General features: G+C 55.1%; 17 protein-coding genes and 1 pseudogene. 10 read left to right on the top strand and 8 right to left on the bottom strand.

From position 1 onward, the window contains the following. Positions 1 to 71: 71 nt before the first annotated feature. Positions 72 to 455: a DUF8076 family protein gene (locus LT971_RS09890; protein WP_237006766.1), complete on the bottom strand. Its 384-nt coding sequence runs from the start codon at positions 453 to 455 to the stop codon at positions 72 to 74. Between the two features lie 202 nt (positions 456 to 657). Between LT971_RS09890 and LT971_RS09885 the strand changes: the two genes are divergently transcribed. Further along, positions 658 to 2,472: a DUF262 domain-containing protein gene (locus LT971_RS09885; RefSeq protein ID WP_237006765.1), complete on the top strand. Its 1,815-nt coding sequence runs from the start codon at positions 658 to 660 to the stop codon at positions 2,470 to 2,472. Positions 2,473 to 2,481: 9 nt separating this feature from the next. Here the strand turns inward: LT971_RS09885 and LT971_RS09880 are convergent, their stop codons facing one another. Next, positions 2,482 to 3,201: a DUF429 domain-containing protein gene (locus LT971_RS09880; protein WP_237006764.1), complete on the bottom strand. Its 720-nt coding sequence runs from the start codon at positions 3,199 to 3,201 to the stop codon at positions 2,482 to 2,484. Between the two features lie 93 nt (positions 3,202 to 3,294). Further along, positions 3,295 to 6,021 (bottom strand): DUF1156 domain-containing protein, encoded by a 2,727-nt coding sequence (locus LT971_RS09875; protein WP_237006763.1) that lies wholly within the window; start codon positions 6,019 to 6,021, stop codon positions 3,295 to 3,297. Between the two features lie 251 nt (positions 6,022 to 6,272). Between LT971_RS09875 and LT971_RS09870 the strand changes: the two genes are divergently transcribed. From LT971_RS09870 to LT971_RS09850, 5 genes are all read left to right on the top strand, one after another. Next, on the top strand, positions 6,273 to 7,079 hold the full coding sequence (locus tag LT971_RS09870) for a hypothetical protein (RefSeq protein ID WP_237006762.1): 807 nt from the start codon (positions 6,273 to 6,275) through the stop codon (positions 7,077 to 7,079). Continuing rightward, positions 7,076 to 7,918, top strand: coding sequence for a hypothetical protein (locus tag LT971_RS09865; protein WP_237006761.1), 843 nt, complete (start codon positions 7,076 to 7,078; stop codon positions 7,916 to 7,918). The genes LT971_RS09870 and LT971_RS09865 overlap by 4 nt, the downstream gene beginning before the upstream one ends. Next, the gene (locus LT971_RS09860; RefSeq protein WP_237006760.1) at positions 7,911 to 8,741 is read left to right on the top strand and encodes a hypothetical protein; all 831 of its coding nucleotides are present in this window, start codon (positions 7,911 to 7,913) and stop codon (positions 8,739 to 8,741) included. The genes LT971_RS09865 and LT971_RS09860 overlap by 8 nt, the downstream gene beginning before the upstream one ends. Next, positions 8,728 to 9,591: a V-type ATP synthase subunit I gene (locus LT971_RS09855; RefSeq protein ID WP_237006759.1), complete on the top strand. Its 864-nt coding sequence runs from the start codon at positions 8,728 to 8,730 to the stop codon at positions 9,589 to 9,591. The genes LT971_RS09860 and LT971_RS09855 overlap by 14 nt, the downstream gene beginning before the upstream one ends. Positions 9,592 to 10,059: 468 nt before the next feature. Beyond that, entirely contained in the window at positions 10,060 to 11,220 is a 1,161-nt protein-coding gene (locus LT971_RS09850) for a Fic family protein (protein ID WP_237006758.1), read from the top strand. 3 nt (positions 11,221 to 11,223) lie between these two features. Here the strand turns inward: LT971_RS09850 and LT971_RS09845 are convergent, their stop codons facing one another. Next, a complete protein-coding gene (locus LT971_RS09845) occupies positions 11,224 to 14,430 on the bottom strand; it encodes a DUF499 family protein (protein ID WP_237006757.1) in 3,207 nt (1,068 codons plus the stop codon). 128 nt (positions 14,431 to 14,558) lie between these two features. Next, positions 14,559 to 15,248 (bottom strand): hypothetical protein, encoded by a 690-nt coding sequence (locus tag LT971_RS09840; protein WP_237006756.1) that lies wholly within the window; start codon positions 15,246 to 15,248, stop codon positions 14,559 to 14,561. Positions 15,249 to 15,543: 295 nt separating this feature from the next. Between LT971_RS09840 and LT971_RS09835 the strand changes: the two genes are divergently transcribed. After that, positions 15,544 to 17,298 (top strand): DEAD/DEAH box helicase, encoded by a 1,755-nt coding sequence (locus tag LT971_RS09835; protein WP_237006755.1) that lies wholly within the window; start codon positions 15,544 to 15,546, stop codon positions 17,296 to 17,298. Next, the gene (locus tag LT971_RS09830; RefSeq protein WP_237006754.1) at positions 17,291 to 18,460 is read left to right on the top strand and encodes a hypothetical protein; all 1,170 of its coding nucleotides are present in this window, start codon (positions 17,291 to 17,293) and stop codon (positions 18,458 to 18,460) included. Before LT971_RS09835 ends, LT971_RS09830 begins: the two co-directional genes overlap by 8 nt. A gap of 48 nt (positions 18,461 to 18,508) precedes the next feature. Here LT971_RS09830 and LT971_RS09825 read toward each other — a convergent pair whose 3' ends face one another. The 3 genes and pseudogenes from LT971_RS09825 to LT971_RS09815 all read right to left on the bottom strand — a co-directional run. Next, positions 18,509 to 21,376 carry a UvrD-helicase domain-containing protein gene (locus tag LT971_RS09825; protein ID WP_237006753.1) on the bottom strand — a complete coding sequence of 956 codons (2,868 nt, stop codon included), beginning with the start codon at positions 21,374 to 21,376 and terminating at the stop codon, positions 18,509 to 18,511. After that, on the bottom strand, positions 21,369 to 23,957 hold the full coding sequence (locus LT971_RS09820; RefSeq protein WP_237006752.1) for a PD-(D/E)XK nuclease family protein: 2,589 nt from the start codon (positions 23,955 to 23,957) through the stop codon (positions 21,369 to 21,371). The genes LT971_RS09825 and LT971_RS09820 overlap by 8 nt, the downstream gene beginning before the upstream one ends. Before the next feature lie 163 nt (positions 23,958 to 24,120). Further along, a pseudogene (locus LT971_RS09815) lies at positions 24,121 to 24,489 on the bottom strand (integrase core domain-containing protein); the annotation flags it as partial. A 130-nt stretch (positions 24,490 to 24,619) separates the two neighbouring features. Between LT971_RS09815 and LT971_RS09810 the strand changes: the two are divergent. Both LT971_RS09810 and LT971_RS09805 read left to right on the top strand, forming a co-directional pair. Further along, positions 24,620 to 25,384: a CBS domain-containing protein gene (locus LT971_RS09810; protein ID WP_237006751.1), complete on the top strand. Its 765-nt coding sequence runs from the start codon at positions 24,620 to 24,622 to the stop codon at positions 25,382 to 25,384. 65 nt (positions 25,385 to 25,449) lie between these two features. Then, a complete protein-coding gene (locus LT971_RS09805; RefSeq protein WP_237006750.1) occupies positions 25,450 to 26,505 on the top strand; it encodes a metallophosphoesterase family protein in 1,056 nt (351 codons plus the stop codon). The last annotated feature ends 1 nt before the right edge of the window (position 26,506 follow it).

Raw genomic sequence — 26,506 nt, 5'->3', positions numbered from 1 at the left:
TACGCGGCTGGGAGTCTCCGAACCGGTATAAGGAAATATCTGTAGAAAACCGAACCAGGCCTCTTCTAAACTCAGAACGGCGCGACGAGCCAGTCACCGTCCTCTTTCCGCTCGAGCTGTGGACCGAATACATCTTGCAAGGGGTATAGATTATTGTCGTGTCTCAGATCGTACGTTTTCCCGCTCCGATGGAACGACCCCTCGACGACGAACTGGACGGTCGGCGTTTGGTATTCCAAATCGTTTGCTCGGCGATCCATCTCGTGGGCGAGCTCGTCTATCAGGTCCCCATCAGTGAACGCCTGCCCCAGTCCGACCACGCTAACCTTGTTTGGCACATTGTCTTCCTTCAGGCGTTGAATGAACTCTTCTACAGGCATTTGATGATCAAATCCTTCATACTTCCCTTCGAGAATAATATTGTACCGTCCGGGGATTTGGCCTGGTCCTGCCATCTCTTAGCAAATCTTTCCCACTGCTGCATTAAGTAACATGTGCTGCTAGGTGTCTCTCCTGCGTAACGCCATTCTCTAGAAGCCACCTCTCTGAATTAGTTTCAAACTCAGTTTACCACTTCGCCAATGAAGCGCTTGTAGCGGCATTCTCTCTATAGGTTGCTAAGAAGCTATTAGTGAGTCCCCGGAGACATTATCAGCCATGTATGATCAGCGCGTGACGATCTCGGAGGCAGTTCACCATATTCAGAACGAAGATTATCTTCTACCGGCTATCCAACGAGAAATCGTCTGGGAACGCGATCAAATTACTGATCTCTTTGATTCGGTCCTTCAGGGCTACCCAATTGGTACGTTTCTCTACTGGGATATTCGCGACGAGAACCGGGACGAGTACAAGATGTACGGCTTCATCAAGGACTACATCACCACGACGAAGTACATCAACACGAACGCTCAGTCCCGGAACTCCGAGGTGGTTCCCGATGGTGCTGGAGACCTCAAGCTGATTCTCGACGGTCAACAACGGCTCTCCTCGTTCTACATTGGATTGAAGGGGACGTACACCTACAAACAGGATTACAAGTGGTACCGGAACGAGGACGCCTGGAACAAATCCCGGCTGTATCTCAACATCACCTCGAATCCGGAAGAGGAGCTCTCTGAAGATGGAGACCGACAATCTCGATACGATTTCGCGTTCTTGCCGATGGACCAGTACGACGAACGAGTAGTTACACGGGGGGACGATTTGTGGTTCCGAGCAGGAGCGATTCTGAACTACCCGAAGAACGAGGACCAGGAGGACCTCGTGTTCGAGGTGAAAGACCAGTACGCCGACCACCTGGACCGAGAGCGTGAACGAAACGTCGGTCGAAATCTCCGGGCACTCTGGCGGGCGATTCACGACAAAGCCTACATCACGTATTTCGAGGAAAAGGAACAGAACATCGACAGGGTCCTCGATATCTTCATCCGGACAAATGATGGCGGAACCCAGCTCCAGAAGTCCGATTTACTCCTGTCGATTGCAACAGCGAACTGGGAGAAATACGATGCGAGGGAGGAGCTGACGTCCTTCGTCGACTATCTGAACACGCAGCTACCCTCGACTAACAACTATGACAAGGATTTCCTCCTCAAGTCCTGTCTCGTGCTCAGCGACCTCCCAGTTCGGTACCGGGTTGGACAATTCAACCGAGAAAACGTCTCCAAAATAGAGAACGAGTGGGAGTCAATTCGGACGGCAATCAAGGCTGCTGCAACACTAGTCAACCAGTTCGGGATTGACGAGAATACGCTCACAAGTCGCAACGCTGTCATCCCACTTGCGTATTACTTCAAGAATTCCGGGCTGACAGTAGACCACCTGCAGCAGAACGCGGAAGAGTATCATCAGACCAAACAGGCGATGAAGAAGTGGCTGCTCACAACGCTTCTGAACGGAACACTCAGTGGGAATTCTGACACGGTTCTTAGGACTATTCGGGACGAACTGAGCAAGGCAGACGGAGAACAGTTCCCGCTTCAGGAAATCAACGAAGCGGTTGAGGGGCTCAACAAGGTCGTCGGCTTTAACGAGGAAATCGCCGAAAACGTCTTGGAAAATGAGAAGGGAGGTAAGCGTACTTTCCTCGCTCTCACCCTGCTCTACCCGGAGAACGATTGGGGGAGTGTCCAGTACCACCAGGACCACATCTTCCCTACATCGAAACTGGAAGAAGAGAACCTTCGAGATCGGGGTCTCCCTGAAAGCAAGATTGCCGAGTTCACGGAGGAGCGCGATAAACTGGCGAACCTCCAGCTACTCACAGAGAACGAGAACGAAACGAAGCAGGACGAGTCATTCCAAGACTGGGTTCGGAACCAGAACGAAGGATTCTATCAGCGCCACTTCATCCCTGAGGATCCGGAGTACCACAAATTAGAAAACTTCGGCCAGTTCGTGACAGAGCGGCGAAAACGGATCAAACGGCACCTGCTGTCGATGCTGTCCAGCGCAGGATCGGAAGCGTAGTTCTGGGCTTCAATTGCCGTCCAGTACCGGGACGTCGAAGTCCGGGTAATAGATTCGGGGTTCATCCTGCGAGGGACTCTCTGGGACCGTGGTCAGGTCTTCCTCTTTTGCGGCGATTGCCAGTACCATGGCGTCGAGGATGTCGTCTCTGCGGACCTCCTTGCGCAGGTAGTCATCGCACGCATCCCGATAGAGGGCTTTGGCGTCGTCGAGTTCGTTATCGAGTAACTCCATCCGAAGGCCACGGCCGGGGGCTGACGACTTCGAGTAGGCTATCGGCTGTCCGTTCAGTGCGGCGAAGCAGAGTTCGGGATGACTCTCGCGTACTACCCCGTCGTATCGCTTTCCGACGACGTCAGCGACCTGCAGGATCTTCTCTCCGATGTTGTGTGCTTGCTGCGAGAGTCCGTGGCCGATTTGGTCGCGGTGTTCGTCGCTCGCCTCCTGGTAGTCCGTGATTTCGGCTGCAGTTTGACATGGTGGGTAGAAGACTGAGATCCCTCGACTACCAAGCAGATCACTGGCTTCTTCGTCGCAGCGACGGCGGCTGGTCTCCGGAAGCCCGATTGGGATGTCAACGAGAATTCGGTCCGCATCGGAGTACTTCTCGGAGAGGTCGGTGAACTCCTCGTGGGTCTCTGTTCTAATTTCACTGCCGTCGATCACCGTCGCGAACCATCCGACGGGGCACGCGTCGGCACCGACAACGGTCGTCTCAGAACGCGACATAGACTGCTCAACGACGGAGGAGAACGTAAAATGTGGTTGCCAGAGACGGTCGAATCGGGATCGGTGGCCCGACGCCGATGGTGGAGTTCTCCGTCAGTAGCTCGTGATGTCGCGGTCTCCGAGCACTCGCGTGTACGTTTCGTCGCCGGTCACGTCGGCGAGTCGGCCGGCGAGCTCACGCAGGTCATCGTTGACGTCCCACTTCTCGACGTAGTTCTGAACGGATTGGCCCTTCTCGTAGCGGTAGCGTAGGAACTGGAGCTTGTCGAGGTTCGAGAGGTGTTCGCCGTCGTCGCCGTTGACGCGCTCCTGGATGTACGCCTGGCGCTTCTCGTTGTCCCAGGTGCCGAGTTCGAAGCCGTCGTCCTGATTGTATAGACGCATCTCCTTCAGCTCCTCGGGCGTGGCGTTAGTTCCGCGACAAAGCTTATTGACGTCGTCGTACGAAGGATTGTCCGTATCCAACAGATCAACATACACATCTTCAACACCAATGTCACTAGCATCCTGGATGATGCCGTAGATTTCTTGGACGACATCCTTCGCACTCATTATTTCACCATCCCGCTGAACTTTCCCGTGGTGCTTGGAATATTCTCGGAAACAGTCACCCATTTCCATCACGCCAATATCGCCTTGTGAGAGATTTCGATCTTCTTCAAGTCTCCTACGAGTCCGTCTGGCAGTCCGATATATTTCGCGGCGGAGGGAGTCCCAGCTCATCGCAGTCGTCTCCTCCGTAGGGCGAGCAACGACTAAGATATCAAACGAAACCGCTTTTCCAATTACGTTGTTCCCAAATTTCACTTGATCTGCGCTAATGGGATACGTAGCAGTCACCTCAAATCCAACATCGCACAATGCTTCCAGCAATTCACCCCATGACTCGGAGTCACTATGGTGATATGTGAAGGATAGCACACCATCATCTTTCAACAATCTTTTGATATTGGCGAATCCTTGCTTGATCTCCGACTCAAATTCTTCAGCCCCCTTCCCCTCAGCAGGGTTTGCTACAATACTGGACTCGCTATTGGTCAGCTCCGATTCGAATTCACCATACTCGTCTTGAAGTATGAGGCGTTGCCAGACATAAAAATAGTTAGATAGTTCTGAATATATGACATTATCATAATAGGGTGGGTCAGTTATCACTGCATCAAACAGCTCTTCAGTTTCTAAATCACGCATATCCCCGCAATGGAGCGTGAAATCGCGACCAATTGACGTCTTGAATTCGCCTGTCTCCACGGTATCTGGTTCAGACAAGGACGGGTCTGTAATGAACTCAGGCTTTCCATCCTCTTTAGGATATTTCATATAGCGCTCTGTTGGGGACCGACCATATTCACACCCCCGAATAATCATCTTCCAAGTGGATTGGAATGTTCCGATACCGTACTCAGTACCCCATACGTTACCTTCCGCAGGCTTGTGAGGCGGATCAAACGAATTAGTATTAAACATATTAACAGAATGGTTTCGACCTGCGTTATATCCAATCATCATACTGTTATAATTGAGGGACTCGGTGAATGCCAGAAGGAGGTACTCACGCGCCGACTTGTCTTCAACTTGATCTATTTCCTTCAGGAGGGAGCTTAAGCAGAGTAGCTGACGGCTGTTAAACATATCCTCCCACTTCTCATAACCCTTCTTCAGGACGTTAAATCCGCCACCAATTCCTCCATCAAAAGCAGAACTGTCGGTTTTAATCCCCACCGGAATCTGTCCATCTGGGACGTATCTGGTAAGGTCTTCGCTGTTTTCCCACTCTGTTTTAGCAGCTTGGTATAGCTCCCGGTCATCATCGGTCGCTGGTTTGTAGGACTTTATTTCCTCTTTGTCTCTTCCTTCATTGTCGCAGGTGGGGCAGTAATATTCGATGGCATACAGACGTTTGTCAAACCCACCTCTTTCGCCAATTCTGTCAATAATTCCATATCGCTGACCACAGGACCGGCAAGAATATTTTCCATCAGATACCGTCCCTTCTTCCGGTACAAAAGTATATCCACAGTCACAAGTGCATTCCTCTCGCCAGTCATCAACCAAAATCACAGATTCACATTCGGGACAGTAGACGTGGTATTTGTCCTTATTATCGTATCGGCCCTTCCCTACCCTGAAGTCGTTAAACAGAGGGACCATCTCCCCACAGGACGTACAATCCAACTCTTTTGCCCATAAGTAGTACATAACATCCGCACGGTGACCGCCATTCGGGCAGGTAGTCTCGTAATATTGTGTTATCTTACTAGCTACTCGGTCCTGGATTTTCCCAAACTCTTGCTCTAGCTTTTCAACATTAGCTTGACCTGCCTCCAACTCCTTTTTAGTAATAAACCAAGCAACAGGATTGAGGTCATTCCCGACAACTTCGGCACCAAATCTAGAAGCCTCTACTAGGGAGGTCCCCCCTCCCATAAATGGATCTAAAACACGTTTTCCCTCTACATTCACGTCCTTCGGGTAGAGTTCCCACAGATCCACCGGGTCATCCAAAGAAACAGATTCAACAAGCGAATGGATCGTCTCGGCTGAAGAGGAGAAACTATCTAGCTTTTCATTTTCCTGTGAAGGATCGGAAACTTGGACTTCTGATTCATTATCCAAAAGCGAATATAGAGAAACCGCCCGGAACACACAACCAAGACGGCGAGCCCACCACTTGTGCATAGTATAAATGGGGCGATACCACTGCTTAGCTCGTCCTTCCTTTTCACCGATATCGTTCACCAATTCAATTGGGAACCCGCGTTCGATGGGGAGTTCTGTTCGCTCCTGCCGTCCCTGTGGAGGGTCAGATTGCTCAGACATTATTCAGTATGTAGCAGGGATTACGAGGGAGCCTCATAAGTGTGCGCTCTCATTGATGCGCATCAACCGATTCTTGGACTGATGCTACAACTGAAGATTCGTTGAGCGACGTGGCGTCAGTTTCGTAGAAAGTAACTGTCCATTACTCACTCCCACCGCCCCCCCGCATATTCTCTTCGTATAGAGCATGGAACAGCATGGGAATGGATGCAGAGCATAATTATTTGTACTTCCGCATGTGTAGTGTGGGTATGGAAGCTGAAATAATTGAGCGGGCAAAGAGACTGATCGATCTGCAGGAGGACGTTCATAAAAAACGGGAGCGCCTGCAGAATCTTCAGTCAGAGATGTTCGGCAACGGGTCTGAAGAAACGGAAAAGAAAGCGCGCGAATTCTTCTCTAGCGTCGCAGACGACCAGGATAACTCTGGTAAGACTCAGAAAATTGACGAGCTGCGGTCGAGTCTGTCTGAATCAGAGGACGAACTGGAAACGACGCGAGAGGAGCTACAGAAGTCGTTAGTTGACGTCAAATTCCCATTAAACGAGACGATTGACGCTACAGAGAATGGGGTTGAGTTCCCGTACTCCGACGAGATTCCTCAGGAGGTCATTGAGGCGATCGAAATGGCGTTGGAGGAAGATCTGAGTGGAGACCCTGTAAGTATCGACACCGACGCGGTTCGGGTCGAAACGGCAGATGTTGATGAGGCGATGGATCTGGCGATGGACCGGATCGAAGGACTGCGGTCAAAAGCCAACATGATGGTTGATGTCGAGCAGTACGTGGAAGACCTCCACGATCGGGACGAGAAGATTATCAGGACGCTATATGTGCTTCAACAGTCTGGTGAATCGCTCACCAAAGGCGAACTTGAGAATCAGATTGGCGTCGAGAGTGGCGAGCTTCGCGGCAGCCTCTACTACGTCCTTGATAACGATCCGTATCTTCAGAAGTCCGACTCCCAGTTCTCGTTGACCGACATGGGCGAACGAGTTATTGAGGCCTATTGCGAGCACTACGGGGCTCCTGACCTCCCTGAGGAGGTGGAAGCATGACGGAGGACGAACGGCCAATCGGACAGCTTGCCGAGGACTACCTCTCGGCGCTGGAGAGTGAGGTCAATGAGGAGGAACTAGAGGGGGCGAAAGAGCGCTTATCGGAGGTTCGAGAACGGTACGAGCGGTTTAAGTCCGACTACGGCGAGTCCGACCCCGCGACTCAGGAGTTGGGCGAGCGTCTACAGGAGGCCGAAGAGCGGGTCAAGCAGCTTGAGGAGGCACAGAGAGTCCCCGAAGAACTCAGAGAGCAGGTTCTGGAAGCAGCTACCGGATTCACGCTATCCGAGGAATGGCTCAAACCCGAAGTGATCGAGGCTCTGAATCAAGCGCTTATCGGAGAACGGGATTCAGTGCTAGTGGTGGAAGAGACCGAGATAACCGGCCCTGATGAAGCTGAGAATCTAGATGACCTCGTTCGCTTCGACATCATCGATGTCGTTCGCAAGTTAGCTATGGATAAGTTGGGGGGTTCTGAAGACGTGGCCGATGTCTGGGGCTCCATTGCCGGAACCACGAAGGAACATCCATTCAGGACCGTCGCCAAACTTGGGGAAGCAACACCAGATGATGTGCTAGGGCGTGTTGATGACGATGATCTCAAACGGGAGACTGTGCGTAACCGGTTAAAAAATGCGACTACGTTGGATATCAATCCGTACCACCGCGAAAGCGGAACCTACCGGCTATCTACCACGGGAAAATACCTCGCAAAAGAATACGCGGAGGTAGAAGCAGACGATGCGAAAGGACCAGTCGGAGCCTCTGAAGAAAGGACCGAGAGCCAGCGGACACTGAACCAGACGGCCGCAGGACAGGGGAGTGATACTGATGAGTGAGGAATTCCCGGAGGACGTCGTTGAGTTGGCGGAAGAGTATCTCGACGCATGTAACGGTGACGCGGCTTCCCGCACAGACGAGGTTCAGGAGGAGCTCGAATACTGGCAGGAACAAGCCGATGAGTTCGAGGAGGGAACCCCGATGCACGAGATGGCGGTTGAGGAGCGGGATGAATTCCAAGAACGGTTGGAGAAAATCTCGGAACAAGGGGAACGCCGATCAGAATTACGTACTGAGTTACTCACCCGCACCAGTAAGGAGTTCGCACCACAAGGTGACTGGATTGATGAAACAGTCATCTCGGCCTTGACACATGCACTCCTCAGTGAGCGACGGGACCGTATTCTCATCGGCGACCACGCAATTCCGGAGGATACGGACAGTCTGTCCAAGAAGGACATGGTGACAATCGCAAAGAACGTCCACGTGGTCGCCGAACACGCCGTAGATTCGAACGAAACGATTGACGAGGTCTGGGAGAAGATGAGCACGGACAAGGTTCTCCCGATCACCCGAACGATCGCCCGTTCCGATTCGCCGCTTAGTGCGGGGGGCATCAGCGAAAAACTTGGCGAGGATGGTCCAGATGATCCCGGAGCAAACCTGCGTTACGTGATTACGAGCTCCGAGTATCATCCCTATTATCGGGAGGACGGAGAGTGGACCTTCTCGCTTCTCGGTGAGTATACGTCGAGAGAATTTGGTCTAGAGACGGTCGAAGCGGAACCAGAAACTGAAGACCCTGAAGAAGAGGTCGAGGAAGACAAGCAATTCAGCTTTGATGACATAAGCGAAGAAAAAACGGGTGATGGCAGTGAATGAAACTAAATCTGGCCCCGAGCCACTCGCAAAGAAATACCTAGACGCATTGAACCACGAAATTGACGAAGAGCGTCGAGCCGTACTGGAGGACCGCTTGTCGGAACTACGGCAGCGCCGTGAGAAGTTCGTGGAACAACATGGGGAGGACAGCGGAATCGTTCAACGAGTGGACCGGAAAATCCTCGATGTGGAGGACGAGCTCGATGCACTCAAACAGTCAGCTCAACAGGTCGATGAACTTCGGGAAGACTTACTGAAAGCTGCTGCCGAAGACTTCGAATTCGATAGTACGTGGCTTTCACCGACGGTTCTGAATGGACTTACACACGCCTTGTACGGGAAGGAAGAGGACTCGTTGATTCTCGACCAGAACCGCATTGAAAATACAGACGACCTAAACGATATAGGTGATATAGAACAGTTGGATATGGAACATACACTGTTGACTCTCAGTGAGGATCGGCTTGACCGGACTGACAGGGTCAAGAAACGCTGGGAACGCCTGGTAGATTCGAAAAAGTACACCCCGTTTCTGGTGGTCGCTCGGGAAGGGAGCGCATCACCAGAAGATGTCCTTCCGGAACTGGACGACGACGCCAATCGGAAGAATGCGAAGAATTGGCTGGAGAGTCCAATCTACGATTGGGACGAACTTGTTCCCTATTACCGAGCTGGTAACGGTCAATTTGCGCTTTCTACCGTAGGAAAGTACTTAGCAGAACATTATGCAGGGGATTTCGACGATGATCATGAGGACGAGGTCGATGATGGGACAGACGGAGGTAATGGCGACGGACAGGCGAGTTTAGACGATATCGATGGCGGGGAGCCCGAAAAAAGCGACGAGTAGTTGTGGCTGCAATTTCTCTCGGAGACTACTTCTGGAAGCTTATCTCAACTTCAGACTCAATACCCTCTCAGACACCCGCTCGAACCAGTCCTAGACTTTCGTGTAATCCTGGCCAGACCGCAGCGTCACGCTCGCCAGGTTCGTTTGACGTCTGTGGTTCCCTGAAGAGCGCTACGGACTTCTCCTTGTCTGGCAGCGGAACGTGCGCCACCGTACTCAACATCCTTCTTTCCGGGGCGCGTATTGTACTAGTCCGCGATCTGATTCACTATGTCTTCCGAGAGATGGGTTTATTATACCAATAGACGATGCTCTCTCTGTCTAATAGGCGTGTGATATGGCTATGATATCGGGGTTTGATCCGGGGCCTCTTCCATACAGAAAGTACTATATGTGTCTCTGGAACCGGCCTATATTATACCGAAACCGGGGATAGATTCAATATGCGGCAACGGCTATCGCCCCCAAATGGACGTAGAACGGTTCGAGTCCGGGGGGATGGCCGGAGAACTGGTGAATTCGGACGGTGATCTCGCGTTCGATCCGGCTCCACTTCCGCCAGACGTTAGCTTGTCCGGGGAACTCCTTGACGTCTTTGCGGAAGCAACGACGAACGTCGGTCAGCTCAGCGGTGTCGGACGACGAGTCGAGAACCCCGGGATGCTCATCAGCCCGTTCATCTACAAGGAAGCGGTTGTATCCTCGGAGATCGAGGGAACCCGGGTTACGCTCTCGGACGTGTATGAGTACGAAGCCGGCCGGAAATCCGGAGCATCGGGGGCGTCCCGGAATGAACTGAAGGAAGTCCACAACTACGTGCGAGCGGTTTTCCAGGGTATCGATGAACTGGAGGGGGGAATCGATAACGACCTCGTCCGCCGACTACACGACACGCTGATGACCGGCGTTCGAGGCGGGGAAAAACGCCCAGGTGAATTCCGGGATACGCAAGTGTACATTGGTGGTCGCGGTGATGGTGCTCGCTTCGTTCCACCGCCGTCTTCGACAGTTCCGTACGCGATGCAGAACTTGGAGACGTACATCCGAACCGGGGGAAGTTACCAGCCGCTGATTGATATCGGACTGGTCCATTATCAGTTTGAGACGATTCACCCCTTCCGGGATGGAAACGGTCGGATGGGTCGCTTACTCATCATGTTGATGATGTGCGATGACGAGCTTCTGCCAGAGTCGTATCTCTATCCGAGCTCCTACTTTAACCGAAATCGCGACGAGTACACTGATCGGTTATTGGCCGTCAGCCGAGACAATGCCTGGGAAGAATGGTTGACGTTCTTCCTGAGGGGGATCTCTCAGCAGGCCAAAGAAGCGTTCGGAAGGGCGTCAGAGCTGCTCGACCTACGGGACGAATACCGGGACCGATACCAGGACGAAGCGAACTCGGTCTCACAACTTTCCATGGAAATCTTCACGAAACCGTATCTCACTGTCAATGAAGCACAGGAACTGCTCGGAATGACGTATAGAACAGCGAACAATGCGGTAAGTCGCCTCCAGGAGGATGATGTCTTAGAGGAGATCACCGGCCAGCGTCGGAACCGAGTGTTCCGTGCGAGAGAAGTCTTCGAGATTATCCAGAAGCCGGTCGAGGAACTCCAGTATCGGTGACTGTTACTTCTGGAAGCTGATCTCGACCTTCAGACTCGACGCTTCCTCGGGCATCCGCTCGAACAGGTCTTGCACTTTCGTGTAGTCCTGCTCGGAGCGCAACGTCACGCTGACCTGGGTACGTTCGACGTCGGCAGTTCCCTGTAGCGCGCCCGGGACGCCTTCCTTGTCGGGTAGCATGAACGTGACGTCGCCGTACTCGACGCTTCCTGTCTGGTGGTTCGACCGCCACTTCTTGCGCATCGCCGCAACGTCGTCGCCGTTGTACTCGAAGCGCCACGTCTCGGCGTCAGTGTCGGCCTTTCGGAACGGATACCCGGGGACCCAGTCGGAGGCCTTGTCCGACCCGGTCGTGTTGACGACGTACTCGGGTTCCTCGTCCTTCCCGATGTTCTCGAGGAGGAACGTCCGCACCATGTACTCGCCGACGCTGCTGTCGAACCGCTCGGAGACCTTGTTCACGGTGAACTGGTCGCCGGCCTCAAGGTCCTCGATGTACTCCAGAATCTGGTCACCGATCCGATCCGGCACCGTCGGCACGATCTTTACAGTCGTCGGCTCTCGGTCGCCGAGGGAACCCAGGTATCGACCGCCGGCTTCGAGCACGTAATCGTCCACGAGGAACTCGTTGACGGCTTCCCGGGCGACGGATTCGGTTTCATCCGGCGGCAGGAACACGGCTTCGTCTGCGCGTACGTCGCCGATGATGGTGTCGAGGTTCGCGTATCCTTCCTCGCCAATTTGCCCCTCGATGCGGTCTACCAGGTCGGATGCACCGATGACTGTCGCACCGCCCACGTCCCGCAATGCAGCGTCGGATTGCGGCTTCTCGAGAATCTCGTTGCCGCGGACGATGACGTACTGGTCCTCGCTACTCAACCGACCGATAGCGCGCATTACGACGTCGTGACTGTCACCGTCAATCCATACCTCACCGTCCTGAACTAGCCCCAGTTCGAAGTCCCCGATGTCGAGAGCCGTCGTGCCGCTACCGAAGCGCTTGCGAATCTCCTGTTCGACGTCGTCGACACCCCAGAGGTCCACGTCATCCTGCAGGACAAGTACTGTATCCAGGGAACTGCCGGCGAGGTCGTCACGGAACCCACCGGAGTCGCGAGCGAGCACTGGTTTGTCGCTCAGTGCCTTCACAGTCGCGTTCAGCACGTCGTTGGAGCTGCCGGGGATAGGCAGATCCGGATCCCGCAAGAACGCCTCATAGAGGTCTTCGACGGAGATTTCACCCCGACGGTCGAGCAGGTCCTCGGCAATATCCCAGACGTGCGACTGGAGGTCGAATGGGTCGGCCGCAGCGGAGCCAGCGATGTTTGATGCGTTCAGCTCCGCGTCGTCCACAACATAGACGTCCAGGTCCATCGGGGTCATGTCCTCCCACTCGTTGAGCAGGTCCTCGCCATCGAGCACCTCCCCGTAGAGGAGTTGGAGCTCCTCCTGGAGCTCGCTTTTCTCCTGATTTTTCATCCCCTGGATCGAGTCGCGGATCTCCTCGTCGAGAGACTCGTCGGCGAGCACCTGCCGTGCCCCCTCGATGTACCGCGCTTTGTCGATGTACCGCGTGCCGGACTCGATGGCCTTGTCACCGGACGGCTGGACGAAGACGAGGGTGTTACGCCACTCGCGTCCACGTCCATCGTTCGTGATGACCTTCTTGACTTCCTTCTGCGTCCACTGATCGTCTTTGACGATGACTTTGACTTCCCGGTCGTCGGGAATGTCCCGCATATCGTTCGTGCGGAACCCCACCGGGTACGCGTTCGAACCGAAGATGTCGGTGATGAAGTCCGCTATCTCGGCCTTCGCTGAGGTTTCGGAGACGTCGACTGCTGCGTTTCGGATAAGTGCGTTCGGGTTCTGCCGGTCGCGGATGGCGTACTTCCCGTTGAGCTTGTGCAGGTGCCACGCGACGCCGTGGAGCCGTTCGAGGTTGAGCACGACGTCGGAGACGAGCTCGCCCGTCTGGTAGGCCCCCATGATAATCTCGGAGACGTCTGCACCCTCGCCCTCACTGGGCTTCAGCGAGTAGAGGAGAATCGTATTCAGGATGCGTCGGCCGTGCGGGACCTCGTCTGTGTCGATACGGCTCTTGATGTCACCCGTCGCCGCGTTCAGCCGCTCGTAGTTGATCTTCGCAAGTTCGTCCTCGAACTCGATGGCGTCGATGTCCCCATGGGTGATGAGGTCCGTCTCGTCTTGCATCTGCAGCAGGACCTTCGAGAACAGGTAGATCATCCCGCGCGTGTTCTGGTTGTCCTCGTCGGCATAGTATCGGGTTTCGAGGGCGTCAAGCAGCACAGGATGGAACGGGTAGAGGTCGTGCATATCTGATAGCAGATTGTCGGGGAGAGAGACGTGGTCAGACTGATCGTAGGCGTCGAAGTACCCGTTGACAATCTCGCGGGCAGCATTCTCGTTCACTGAGTCAATCAGGCGGTGTCGGAGAACCTCGCGTTTGTCCACCTGATTGTTCATGTTGACCTCGATTGCCTGCTCCCGATTGAGAATGTCGTGAACCTCGGACCCTTCTCGGAGCACAGAAACGATAGTGTAGAGTTCGAGATCCGAGAGGGCCGTCGATTCGAGCAATGACTGGAGGAACGCCTTGTTCGCGCTCTTTCGGTCACCCTGGAGGGTGTCGAACCAGTCCTCGAGTTCGTCGACGAAGAATGCGACCGTTTCGTCGCCTACGGCGTCCTGAATCGTCTGCATGTCGGGATAACCTCCCGACTCGTACGTCCCCGGGTCGAAGTTCAGAGCTTCGAAGAATGGCTCCCAGAGATACTCGTACTGCTCGTTCTGCATCGCGACAGTGATTGGAGTCGCGTCGCTAGGCAGTGAACTCTCGAAGCCCTCAATAGAGTCACTTGCCCAGGTACCGGCCGCGGCCGGGTCGTCGAAGCAGTGGTACAGCGCCACCATCTGGTGGGACTTTCCACTGCCGTACGGTCCGTAGAGAATGTGTGTCCCACGTGGGTCGTCGCCGGTTAGCGAATCCCGCAGAATCGACAGTGCTTCCCGCAGCCCCTGGGTCATCAGCGTCCGGTCGAAGAAGAGGTCGGCGTCAGACTCGAACTCCTCGTCGTCGTCGACGTTGTAGAGTTTTACTTGCCCGTCTATCTGTCCCTCCTCTCGAAGTTCACGGCTCAGGGTGACCGTGTCTGTGAGCGTCTGGGACAAGGCATCAGTTTCTGCCATAATCTGTTACGTACCCAGAGATTCGCAGGAGCCATTAAACACTGTGGTGATTGCAGAGCACGATATCTAACTCGGGACCAGCCTTTGATTGCCTAAGGTCGAGCAAGACGAAACTACATAAACGGAATCTAATCAGGGTCTTCTCCTGTTTCCACAGAATGTCCTCTCTCATCGAGATGGCGGTCTAAGTCCTTAGAGTTGAAGTTCAGATAGATGGAATTCGGGCGGAACCGTCCAATTATCCCCAGTACTGTAGAGGGTAGGAACGCCAACAGACCAAGGATAAGTAAAGGCCATAGACCCTGCAGATATGCAATTGAGCCTGCCGTCACAGAATCGACAACGCTCAGCCCGAAGAACAAGACGGTCACTACTGCGAAAGCTGCTGAAATCGTCAACAGCCAAAAACACTCCCCACTCGTGCGCTTCGACTCGGTACTGATGGCTCCAAGATACTCTCGAAACTCTTCATCATCGAACTCCCCTCTGAGGTAGTTCTCGAAAACGGTCAGCTCAGGATTCAGCGACGCCCGAGAACTAATGAATGCGCTCGTCGCGGCTCCTACAGATAGTAGCCAGAAGACCGCGCCACCGAGCGTATAGAGGTTCACTACGAAAATCTCGAATTGATTGAGTCCTCGGAGTTGAAAGAGGATGGGGGCGGCGACCAAGATACTGGCTATGAGGAGGTCAATTTGTAGTAATTTGAGAGCGTGATTTGCCTGTTCGGTTTTCCGTGTCTGATTGTGGTTCAGGTAGAGATGCGCTTCGGCCCCGATTTCAGGAAAGAGTTGGTTATCGGATGAACCATCTGTCATACCCAAGGCTCTGCCACGTTCTCAGATTATTCTTTGGGAGTTGTGGATTTGAGCTTTCTCTCGCTACTCTACGCCCCGGAGAGACGATTCCCATCGCTGGCAACGGGAAACATCGAATCAGCTATAGCATTCCTGAGAATAGCGATGAAAGACTATAGGTGAACTCCTTCAATCCAGCGTCGAAAAAGTATGTCGCTTCCCTGGATTGAACTGGTTCTGACCCGCTATTCCTGTGACCTGATCAAAATCCATCCGGCACCCAACGTATATGACCACCTGCTAACTTTGCAGATACATGAGCGATTACGACCTCGTTGACGTCGAGGTCACTCACGAGGACAATGACGAGCTTCTCGACTCGTTAGGGGATTCCGATGGTGGGGAAGATCATATACAGACGGTACAAGCAGTTCGTCTTCAGGCCGGACAGCCAGACTCTGAACTCAGGTCGCTGAAGCAGCTTGACGAAGAGTCGGTGAAGATGCTCGAGCATCAGGTCGATACAGCGTATCGCGCGCTCTTCGAGATGGATGGGAAAGCCCTGCTTGCCGACGAGGTCGGCCTGGGGAAGACGATCGAGGTCGGTATGATTCTCAAGGAGATGCACTTCCGTGAGACTGACGACTCGGTTCTTATCCTCACACCTGCACAGCTTGCCAAGCAGTGGCAGGCTGAACTGCTGGAGAAGTTCGGCCTCAATTTCGTCTGCAACTACGATGACGAGTTCGAGGGCTTCGACTCCCACGACTACATCATCGCGAGCATCGACACAGCGAAAAGCGACCGGCATCGTGCGACGGTGCTCAATCGTGACTGGGATGTTCTTGTTCTGGACGAAGCTCACTACGTCAAAAACGAGGAAACAGACCGGTACGATTTGATTGACCGACTCTCCTACAACTACGCGTTCTTCCTCACCGCAACTCCGATTCAAAACGAGCTCACTGACCTCTACAACGTCGTCTCATTACTCCGTCCCGGTCTCTTCGGAACTCGTGACGTCTTCCATCAGTACTTCGTGAACAGCAATCAGGAGACGCTCGTTAACCGGGATGAGCTTCAGGACCGCCTGAACAAGGTGATGATCCGGAACCGGCGGGCCGACACAGATATTGATTTCACCGAGCGCATTATCGACACCCGGAAGTTCGATCCGTCACCGAAGGAACGTGAACTGTACGACGCAGTATCCGACTACGTTAAAGGCGCCTACAGCCAGGATCAGGGCCAGAAGCTGGTGTTGATGCTTCTCCAGAAGGAGGTCGTCAGCAGTCCTGCAGCCCTCGAAGTAACCATTGGGAAACGTCTCGACGAGCAATCGGAGCTCACCCACGCAGACGAGTTAGAATCGATCATGGACCTGATCGATGACATTGATACTATCACGAAACAAGAGCGCCTTCTCGATATCGTCGAGGAAGCACGAGAAAACGTCGAGAAAGGGAGGGTTATCGCATTCACGCAGTTCAGGGCGACTCAACGACAGGTGCTAGACAGGCTCGCGGCCGAAGGCTATACAGTACACTCCTTCCACGGTGGCCACAGCAGCCAGGAGAAAGAAGACATCGTCGAGAACTTCGAGGCGGAAGGTGGAGTGCTCGTCTCTACAGACGCTATGAGTGAAGGGCGGAATCTCCAGTTCTGCAATATCATGGTGAACTACGACCTCCCCTGGAACCCGATGCGTGTCGAACAACGCATCGGCCGCATACACCGGATTGGTCAGAAGCGAAGCGTGTACATCTTCAATATGGCGTTGAACGATACTGTGGAGGAATACGTTCTGGAGCGTCTCTACCACAAGATCGATCTGTTCCAACAAAGCGTGGGCGAACTGAGCTCCATTCTCAGCCGGCTTGAGGAATCTGGCACGAGCTTCGAAGACGAGATCTTCGAGCGACTTGTGAACGCGGGTTCCGAAGTCGACCTCGAGAACGACTTCGACGACATGGCTGTCGACCTTCAGGAGCAGCGCGACCTCGCGGATAAACTGGAAGAGTTCAACAGCGGTGTGTTCGAGGGCTTTGATTTGGGTGCAAGCGATGACTGACGCGGCACTTCCTGTGACGCAGTCGGCTGTGGAACGATTTACAGACCAGTATCTTCAGTCACTCGGATGTACAATCGAAAAGCAGGGGGACAGTTGGGACGTTACTATCCCTGATACGGCGGACACCGAGCTATCTGGGAGAAACCTCCGGATCATCTGTGGGAGCACCTCGGACGAGGAAACCACTGGCGAACCGCTTCATCCCGAGAGCCAACTCTGCCAACAGCTTCTGTCCGAGGCGAGCAGCCAGCACTCAACGGGTAAAATCTCGATAGCGACAGAGAATACGCCGATCGAGATTCCTGGTTGGCTTCGAGAAAGCGATGTAACGGTGCGGGATACGCAATTCACTCCGTACTACGACCGGACTGCGATTGTGGTGCTCTTTCGAGTAAGTATCGAGACAGTCAGCGAATACCAGACTGAACTTCTCCGCGCAATTGCGGTAGACGCCAGATCGGACGAACGGCTTCCAAACTTGGAAGAGACGTTTCTTCGGTTGACTTCTCTGGATGAGAAAGCGGCAGAGAGCGACCCCGCGAAGATGGGTGTTGCGGATGTTCGCTCGACCATCAAATCTGCTCGTAGTCACCTTGAGGCGGTCATTGAAGAGAGGATTGACGAGGTTCATCAAGAGGCGTCCAGAGCTGCTGATGCGGAGGTCGAAGAATTCCGCCAAATGCAGCAGCAACGCATTCAGGAACTGGAAGAGACGCGCTCAAACCTTTCCTCGAAGATTGATGATCTCAGTGAGAGGATTAATGATAGCGAACAGGCGGATCGGGTCCAAGTGCTTGAGGAACGGAACGAACTGAAGTCGGAGTTCGAAGAAATTGAAACTGACCTTGCTGAGTTACGCAAGCGCCGGGAGCAAGGATTTCCTGAAAGACAACGTGAAATTCGAGAACGTCACGCTCTGGATGTTCGGATTTCTCCTCTCACTCTCACACAAGTAGAATACGAACGGGGAGAGGTCACGTTGATGCTTCAGTACGAAGACGGCGACTGCTCTATCACGGTTGGATATGGCAGTGGTGTTGGAATAACTGAGGACGTCCGTTGCTCCTCTTGTAACGAAGAGCTCACTGAAGACAGATCACTCGGGTCGATTGATGGCGCCGTTCAATGTTCCAGCTGCGCGTCCGACATTGGGGCCCATTGACCGGTAGGAGGCATGTCGAATTGCCGGCAACGGAATCGCAGACTGTGATTACACCCCCTCTGTTTGAACTGCGTCCTCGAGTGTCTCTACCGACAGCGGTTCGATCTGCTGTCGTTTTCCCTTCTCCGTGTAGAGAATACTCGCTGAAACGTTGCGGTCCGGATACACCGCTTTGACGACGTGGTAGTAGACACTGAGTTGCTTGCGGTACTCGGGTTCTCCATGACGGCCGCGGTCGGTCTTGTAGTCGACAATCTCCACGGCATCCGGTGTGACGTGAATGAGATCCACGATGCCCGAGACCGTCACTTGCCCCCGGTCAACAGTTAGCGGGAGCGAGGCGTCCTCCTCGACCAATAGTTTCCCATCCAGACTATCCAGGAAGGTCGCGACATGTCGTTCGTCGTCGTTCGACGGCGTTACCTCCTGGCCGAGAGCGTACAATTCAGCGAAGTCGTGGACTTGATTGCCGAACTCGGTTCCACGGCCATTGTCGACGTCCTCGAAGACGTCGTCGCGCATTAGCGTGTGAGGCGTGTGACCTACTGGACCGTCGGGCGTCGGGACACTAATATCGAGAGTCGTCTGCTCTGTCTCCGTCGCCGTAATTTCGCCGAGGTCGGACGTGACTGGGTCGATATCGACCGGAAGTCCCTCCAGGAATGTGTTCGGGTCTTCGCCGGCGGTGAAGACGACGTGGCTCTCGGCGCGCGTGATGGCGACATACAGTAGGCGGCGCTCCTCGTCGTAGTTCCGGGGGAGACACGCCTGGAGAACGTCAGTGCGCCAATTATCGTAGATGTGGGGGTGACCGTGGGCGTCCTTAGAGTATACCTCGTGTTGTCGTAGTCCGACCGGGTCGTCGTACGTGATGGTATTCGAGCCACCGCTGGACGGCGGGAAGCGGCCACTGTTCATGTTCGCGAGAATCACGATGGGATACTCCAGTCCCTTCGTGGCGTGGATGGTCTGGACGGTCACCGAGTCCGTACCCGTCCCGGTGTGGACTTCGTGAGTGCTGCCGGCCTCGATGCTGCGTTCGATGAATCGAATGAGGTCGCCCCGTGTCAGCGTAGTCGTGTCGTGTATGGACTGGATGGTGTGGAGGACGACGTCGGCGGTCGCGCCGTCGTAACCGTACCGCTGGAAGACGCGGCGAGCGACGCCGCCGAGCGTCTCCATCTCTCGGAGGCGCTCGCGGAACGCACGCATGCTCTCGGGGTAGTCGCCGGTCTCGAGGATGTCCTCAACCTCGTCGAACGTGTAGCCCGCGTCTTCGAGGACGACCGCCCAGCCGCGGTCAGCGTCGTCTTCGAGGATGCGGAGCCACGCCAGGAGGAGCTTCGCCTGGTCGGTGCGGAACAACTCGATACCGCCCTCGTACGCCATCGGGAGGCCGTACTCCTCGGCGGTCTGGAGGAGGTCACGGCCGAAGTCACGCGTCCTGGTGACGACTGCGATGTCCTCGTACCGGGGTGTCCGGAGCTCTCCATTCTCGGCGTCGTCATCGTCCGCTCCCGCCTCGATCTGGTAGTCGTCGTTGCCGACGATGTTCTCTATTTTCGCGAGAACTGCCTCATGCTCGTCTTCGCTCTGGAGCGCCTCGATAGTCGTATTCTCGTAGGCCGCGTTCGAATCCAGAGAGACGATGCGGTCCTGGACTTCTGCTTCGTCAACAGTGTCACTGCTCGCTGCAGGCGTGAGGAGTGCGTGTTCGGAGAAGTCGAGGATCTCCTGCGTGGACCGGTAGTTCTCGGCCAACTCGATGGGGGTGACCGAGTCGGTCGAGAACCCGACGCGCTCCTGGTCCGTATTGAGCTCTTGGACGAAGCGTTCGAGGCGGTCCTCGAAGTGGACGATGTTGTCCACGTCGGCGTACTGGAAGCTGTAGATGCTCTGCTTCCAGTCACCGACGACGCAGATGTTGTCGGTGTCGGCGAGCAGGAGCGCGAGCTTGAACTGGATCTCGCTGGAGTCCTGGAACTCGTCGATCATCACGTACTCGAAGGCAACCTCGTTCCTGAGACGGTGGTTCTCACAGAGCAGGACGTACGCGAACAGCTGAAGGAAGCCGAAGTTCAGATAGTTACGCTGCAGCGCGAACTCGAGGTATTCGTGGTAGACGTCGTGAACGAATGCTTTGAGGTGTTCGCGGTTGGCGTGGAACACCTCGTCGGCGAGGTCCTCAGGTACCTGTTTGCCGCTTCCACGCACCTCGTGTTTGTCGGGTGCCTCGGGGAGATAGCACGCGTTTCGACCATACCGCCCGAGTTTCGACCGAAGTTTAGATTGCTTGCTGCCGCCGTTTCGTGGTTCGTTCACGTCCTCGAACAGCGTCTGGAACGCTTCGAAGTCGCCGTCCAGGTGGCACTCGCCGTCTCGGTACCACCCCTCAGAATCGGGGAAGACGCCCTTGGCCGCTAACTGCTTCACGAGGTCCAGTAGCTCGACCGAGTCTGAGACGGCCCGGAAGACGTTGTCGTACTCCGGATGGTCGTCGCTGAATCGGTTGATGAACTGCTGGAACAATGCTTCCTCGACGAGCTCGTCCTCGACCAACCGTGTCGACCCTGTGATGCGGTCGTCGATACCGAGGTGGGTCGGCGCAGCATGACCGTGCTCTTCGAGGAGGTCGTGGCACAGCGAGTGGAACGTCTGAATAGGGGCGTCACCGAGTTCGCGCATCCCGTAATGACAGTGCTCGACGATGCGCTCGCGCATCTCCGCGGCCGCGTTGTTGGTGAACGTCACAAGCAACACGTCCTCGGGCGTGACGTCGTCCTGCTCGACGATGTTGGCGTAGCGGCGTGTGACGGTGAACGTCTTCCCGGTGCCGGCGCCGGCGTCGACGCGGTAGATGCCATCGGTGCTGTCGATGAGCTCCTGCTGTCGCGGGTTCGGTTCGAGATCAGTCATGACGGCCCTCCAGGAGGAGGTCGCGGTTGTCCACGTAGCGATAGTTCGGCTCGCCAGCGAGGCCGTCGACGGGGAACCGCTCCTCGCCAGCGCGGCGCCGGTTCAGCTCCGAGATACGCTCGTCGACGAACTCCTCGAACGCGTCGACGTCGTCCTTGAAGAAGTTCCGTCCACCAGTCCGTGCGAGTTCCCGGAGTGCTTGCTCGCACCCCGACGTGACGTACTTGTACTCGCCAACGACCGACTGCATCTCGTCGACCAGGCGGTCGGCAAACTTCGAGTCAAGCAGTGCGCTCTTGTCTCGCGTCTCCGGGAATGGCACTGATTCGAAGACCGCGCGGTAGTCGTCGTAAGTGGCCTTCGAGAAGGTCTTCTGGCAGTTGTTCGCGCCGTCCTCGACCAGCCGGTCGTACGTGTCCCGGGACTGCGCGTATGCCGCGAAAGACGTGGGATAGTAGGTGACGGTCGTCAGGGCGTCCTCGATGGCGGCTTCACTGGTGACGGCGTCGTCCAATGGGTCGAGGAAGTGGAAGAAGGTGAAATCCAGTTGCTCGCCGGGGTTGGTGGAGCGCCAGTGTGCGAGGTACGCCAGCGCCTGGAAATTCGGACGGTCGCTCGGCGGATCGATAGCCGTCGCATTGACCACCTGAGACGCACGCTTGCGGCTGCCGCTCTTGTGGTCGACGAGTGAGGTAGGGCCAGCTACGAGGTCGATTTTGCCCTTCAGGCCGAGGTCGTAGTTCTCGAACCACCGCTCGGTGATGGGTGAGTCCACCGGACGGTCGAAATGCTCGGCAAAGGTGTTCGTTCCCCAGCCGCTGGTCGCCGTCAGGAACGAGTCGTCCTCGGGGAGCGTCTCGTCGAGATACTCGGTGATGGTTTCGAGGCCGAATCGGTACCTCGTCCGGCGTGTCGGCTCGTCGACGGACCGCGTGAACGGTCGCGTCTCCTCGACGATGAGGTCGACCGCCGCTTCGATTGTGTCGTCGTCGACGGCGTCGGGGTGGTTGACGTAGTACTCGGCGAAATCGTGGAAGAGATTCCCCTGCCGGAAGTACTCCTTGTCGGGCGAGTCCACGAGCCGGGAGAAGAAGTGGTCGCGCGGACTGTTGACGTACGTGCTCAGGGTGGACTGACTGACCGTCTGGACGGCCGTAGCCTCGACGTTCCGTGGTTCTCTCTCGAAACCTTGTACGTCCTCGTCCCGTCGTGTTGTGTGGTGGATGGCGTCGAGGTCGCTGAACTGGTCGAAGTCCTCCTCGAGGAGCTCTTCGAAGTATAGACACGGTGTGACCGGCGATCCGCCCTCGACGTCCTGGACGAGGTAGTACTGTGTGGCGCCGCTCTGCAGGAGTAGCTGGAATTGCTGGATGTTTCGTGTGTATTGGGCGTCTTCGTCGACCCAGGGGCGCTTTGGTGCGCTGTGGGTCCAGCTCTCGTCGAGACCCAGGTGGAAGACGAGTGGTCGGTCGACGTACGCGGCGGATTTCGCGTCCGCCAGGAGCACGCCCTCGTTTTCGCGGTCGACCGGCACCTCGTAGGTCTGCAGGTAGAACTCTAGGCGGTCGACGGCAGCCTCGGTGACTGGCTGGTCAGCGATACCTAGCTCGTCCAGTTCGTCTCTGAAGGAAGCTAGCTCACAGCTCGCTCGCGACTCGAAGGCAGCCAGCGCCTCTGCGAACGTGTAGTCGGCGATACTGGTACAGAATTCGACCACCCACGACACCGCGTCGTGGTCGAGTTCGTGGAGGCGTTTCTCGTCGTGCTCGATACCGGGTGCGGCATCGAGCCGGGTGAGGACTGGTCGAATCTCTTCAATGCAGGTGTCGGTTCCCGCGTGAGCAGTGCGGAGCAAGCGGAGGAAGGCGCGATGGTCTGGGTGGTCGGCAAATCCAGGACCACCGTAGAAGGGGAGGTCGGCGGCTTCGAGGCCAGATTCGACGAGGGAGGAGTACTCGCTGGAGCTGTCTAGGACGATTGCCACGTCTTCGGCGTTCTCTTCGGTAACGGCGTCGACGACGGTGTCCACAATCTCCGTCGCGGAGTCGAAGATGTGGAACGACGGGTAGTCGAACGATTCGTCGGTGAACGCGTCGTAGGCGTCGTACTCGTCCGGGAGGATGGACTCTTCGAGGGTAGTGAGCTGGGACCTTCCGACTACTGCGACGTCAGGGTCGCCGGAAATCTGGTACTCTGTGAGGCGGGACGACGTCGTGTCGAGGCCACTGATGTGCTCTAGGGCCTGTCTCGTGGCGTCGTCGGCGTAGGTGTCGTACTCGAGGACGGTGTTGAGTTGCCCCTGGTGTTCCCAGCACTGGAGGATATTCCCGATCGCGTAGGCGGCGCGCTTCCAGTCGAGGGACGTCTCTTGGACGAGTTCGAGGAAGGCGAGCCGGTCTTCAGCTTCTTCGCGGCGACCGGCAGCCAGCCGACGTGGCGTGGTGGCGAACGTTCCAAGGTGGGGGCGGTCGAGGCGGCGGTTCAGGGCGCTAGCGAGTGGCGCGTCAGGAACGACGACCAGCTCGTAGTCGGCGACATCTGCGTAGAGTTGGTCGATTGGTTTCGCGCGCTGAAATGGCACGCTGCGGCCAATGGTTGACAATTACAAAAGTACCTGGGTCGCTTCTCTCCCCCTCTCAGGATAGCTGTTAAACGAAAGAAGTGCAATAGCGACGCTTTAGGCGCATATGTCGGCACGTGGCACGAAACCACCGCCTCGACACATTTCGTGTGAAGGGCACTGTCTATTTCTGCACTTCCTCGGTCGGCGTTTTTCCATCGAGAGCTTGATTCGGTCGCTGGTGGTTGTAGTAGTGCATAAACTGTTCAAGCCATTCGCGTGCGATCGCCCGACTGCCCACCCACGAGTTGTAGAAGCAGTCGATCCGCATTTTGAGCGTGTGAAACCACTTCTCGATGAGGTTTTCGTCGGTATAGTTGACCCGGCCGCTCAACGCTAATCGAAATGGGGCAGTCCGATAGCCGAACTTATCGACGAGGAACGCAGTCACAGAGAGATCGTGTTTCTCGCGGAGTCCAGCGAGGAACGCAGCCGTCGGATTGGTGCCATGCTACCCAAACAACGCGACGTAGAGAATCAGATTTGTCTCGATGATCTTTGGACAAGAAACTCAACGGCCTACTCGCTTCTCAAATTACCTCAACTAGACAGTGCCGACACATCCAAAGTGGTGTTCTCTGGTAGTGAGAAGTTCTAACACAGATGCCTGACTATTGGCGTCCATGTCGCACACTGTTGGAGATGTCCCCTGTAATAAACTGGTAACAGTACCTGCTGAGGCAACTCTTATTTCGGCTATCGAGACGATGTTCGAGAACGATTACACACAACTGGGTATCGAACGAGGCGATGAAATCGTTGGAATGGTCTCCTATCGATCGATCTCCCGCGTCCTTTCGATCTTGAGGAAGATGGGTGCAGATAAGAACCTTCCTGGACGGCAAGTTGGAATCGCCATCGAAGAAATCAGTCCAGTCGTTGAACCGGATGAAGATCTAATCGTTCTTTTCGATTTACTGAGCGAGAGCCCCTATGTTATCGTTCAAAATGAAGAGTCTCAATTGGATATTTTAACCAACTATGATTTACTCCAGTACCTGCAGAATTCGATTGAACCTTTTCTTCTAATTGAGGATGTTGAGCGGTCCGTGCGTGACCTTATTCGGCATGCATTTCCTGAGAACTTAGATGAGACGCTACAGGAATTCTTCGACGAAAAGGACATCAGAACACCTGCCGATATCACCGATTGTAGCTTCGGCCATTATCCGCAGTTCATGTGTCAAAACTGGAGTCAGTTCGATGTATATTTTGAGGAGAATGGCGACTTCATCCGGCGACTCCTCTCGGAAGTCGGCGACATCCGAAACAAGATATTCCATTTCAGGTCAGATTCATACGACTCAGAGTTGGAAGAAGAACTTCTCATATTTGCTCACGGCTATTTCCAAAGGCGATTACCCGATGCAGATATGAAATCCAGCTGACTGAAAAGTGTGAACGTTATCTCTTACCACAGATTTATTGCGACCTGTTATGTATCTGGTTTGTAATGACGCGGGTTCTCCACACTGCTGACGTCCACCTTACTCCGGACGACCCGGAACGAGAAGTGGCGCTCAGAACCCTCCTCCGGAGGGCTGAAGAGGCGGACATTGACGTCGTTACCATCGGTGGAGACCTCTTCGATCAGCCGGAGAGTATGGAACAGCTCCGGACCGATTTGCGAAACGACCTATTCTCTGATCGGCCGTTCGATATCGTCCTCATTCCGGGCAATCACGACATTGATGCATATCGTGGTGACGTTTTCTTCGGCGATGCCTGTACTGTCATCACCGAGGATCCGTTTAGCCACTGGACTGCAGCGGACGAAGACCTTCGAATCACCGGACTCCCCTACAGAGAGCGTCCGAACGACGAACTCCTGCTGTCGCTCCAGGACAGGGAGCCGTTCGACGGCACAGAGGTTCTTCTCCTTCACTGTAGTCTAGACGCCCCGTTCGATGATTACGAGACGGGAGACGAAGACACAAGACGCTACTTCCCAGTCACGGAGGACCTGCTTTCGGAACTCGGATTCGACTACTATCTGGCGGGCCACTACCATAGCCCACACAAGGTCTCATTTTCAACCGGGGCCGAGTTCACCTACCCTGGAACGCCAGCATCGACGAGCACCTCGGAAACTGGGCAACGGCGTGTGAGCATCCTTGATCTCGCCCATGGAATCGACTTCGAGACGCTGGAGACCCATCACTACGCCGCACGAGAATTCACAGTTACACCTGGCAATGAAGAGCGGTTGCTTGGCGACGTCGCCGGGTGGGCGGACCAACACGCAAGCGACTCCGCGGAGGCTTCGATCCACGTGGATGGGTTCATTGAGGTGGATGAGGATGAGTTCCACGAGGAACTGACTGCGGCGGCGGCTCCGGCAGCAGTGACGAATGAGACCCGGAGCGTCGAACACGTGCTTTCACACCCGTTGTTCAGGTCGTTCCAAGAGGAACTCCAGGAGATGGACTGGGAGGAGAAAACGAACGAAAAGGTCACCGACCGGACGCTCGAAGTATTCAGTCAGCTATCAGCGCGAGGTAAGATCTAAT

Origin of the sequence: Halobacterium rubrum, from assembly GCF_021729015.1 — an archaeon.
GTDB classification, from domain to species: domain Archaea; phylum Halobacteriota; class Halobacteria; order Halobacteriales; family Halobacteriaceae; genus Halobacterium; species Halobacterium rubrum.
This window is presented reverse-complemented; position numbering and strand designations above follow the sequence as displayed.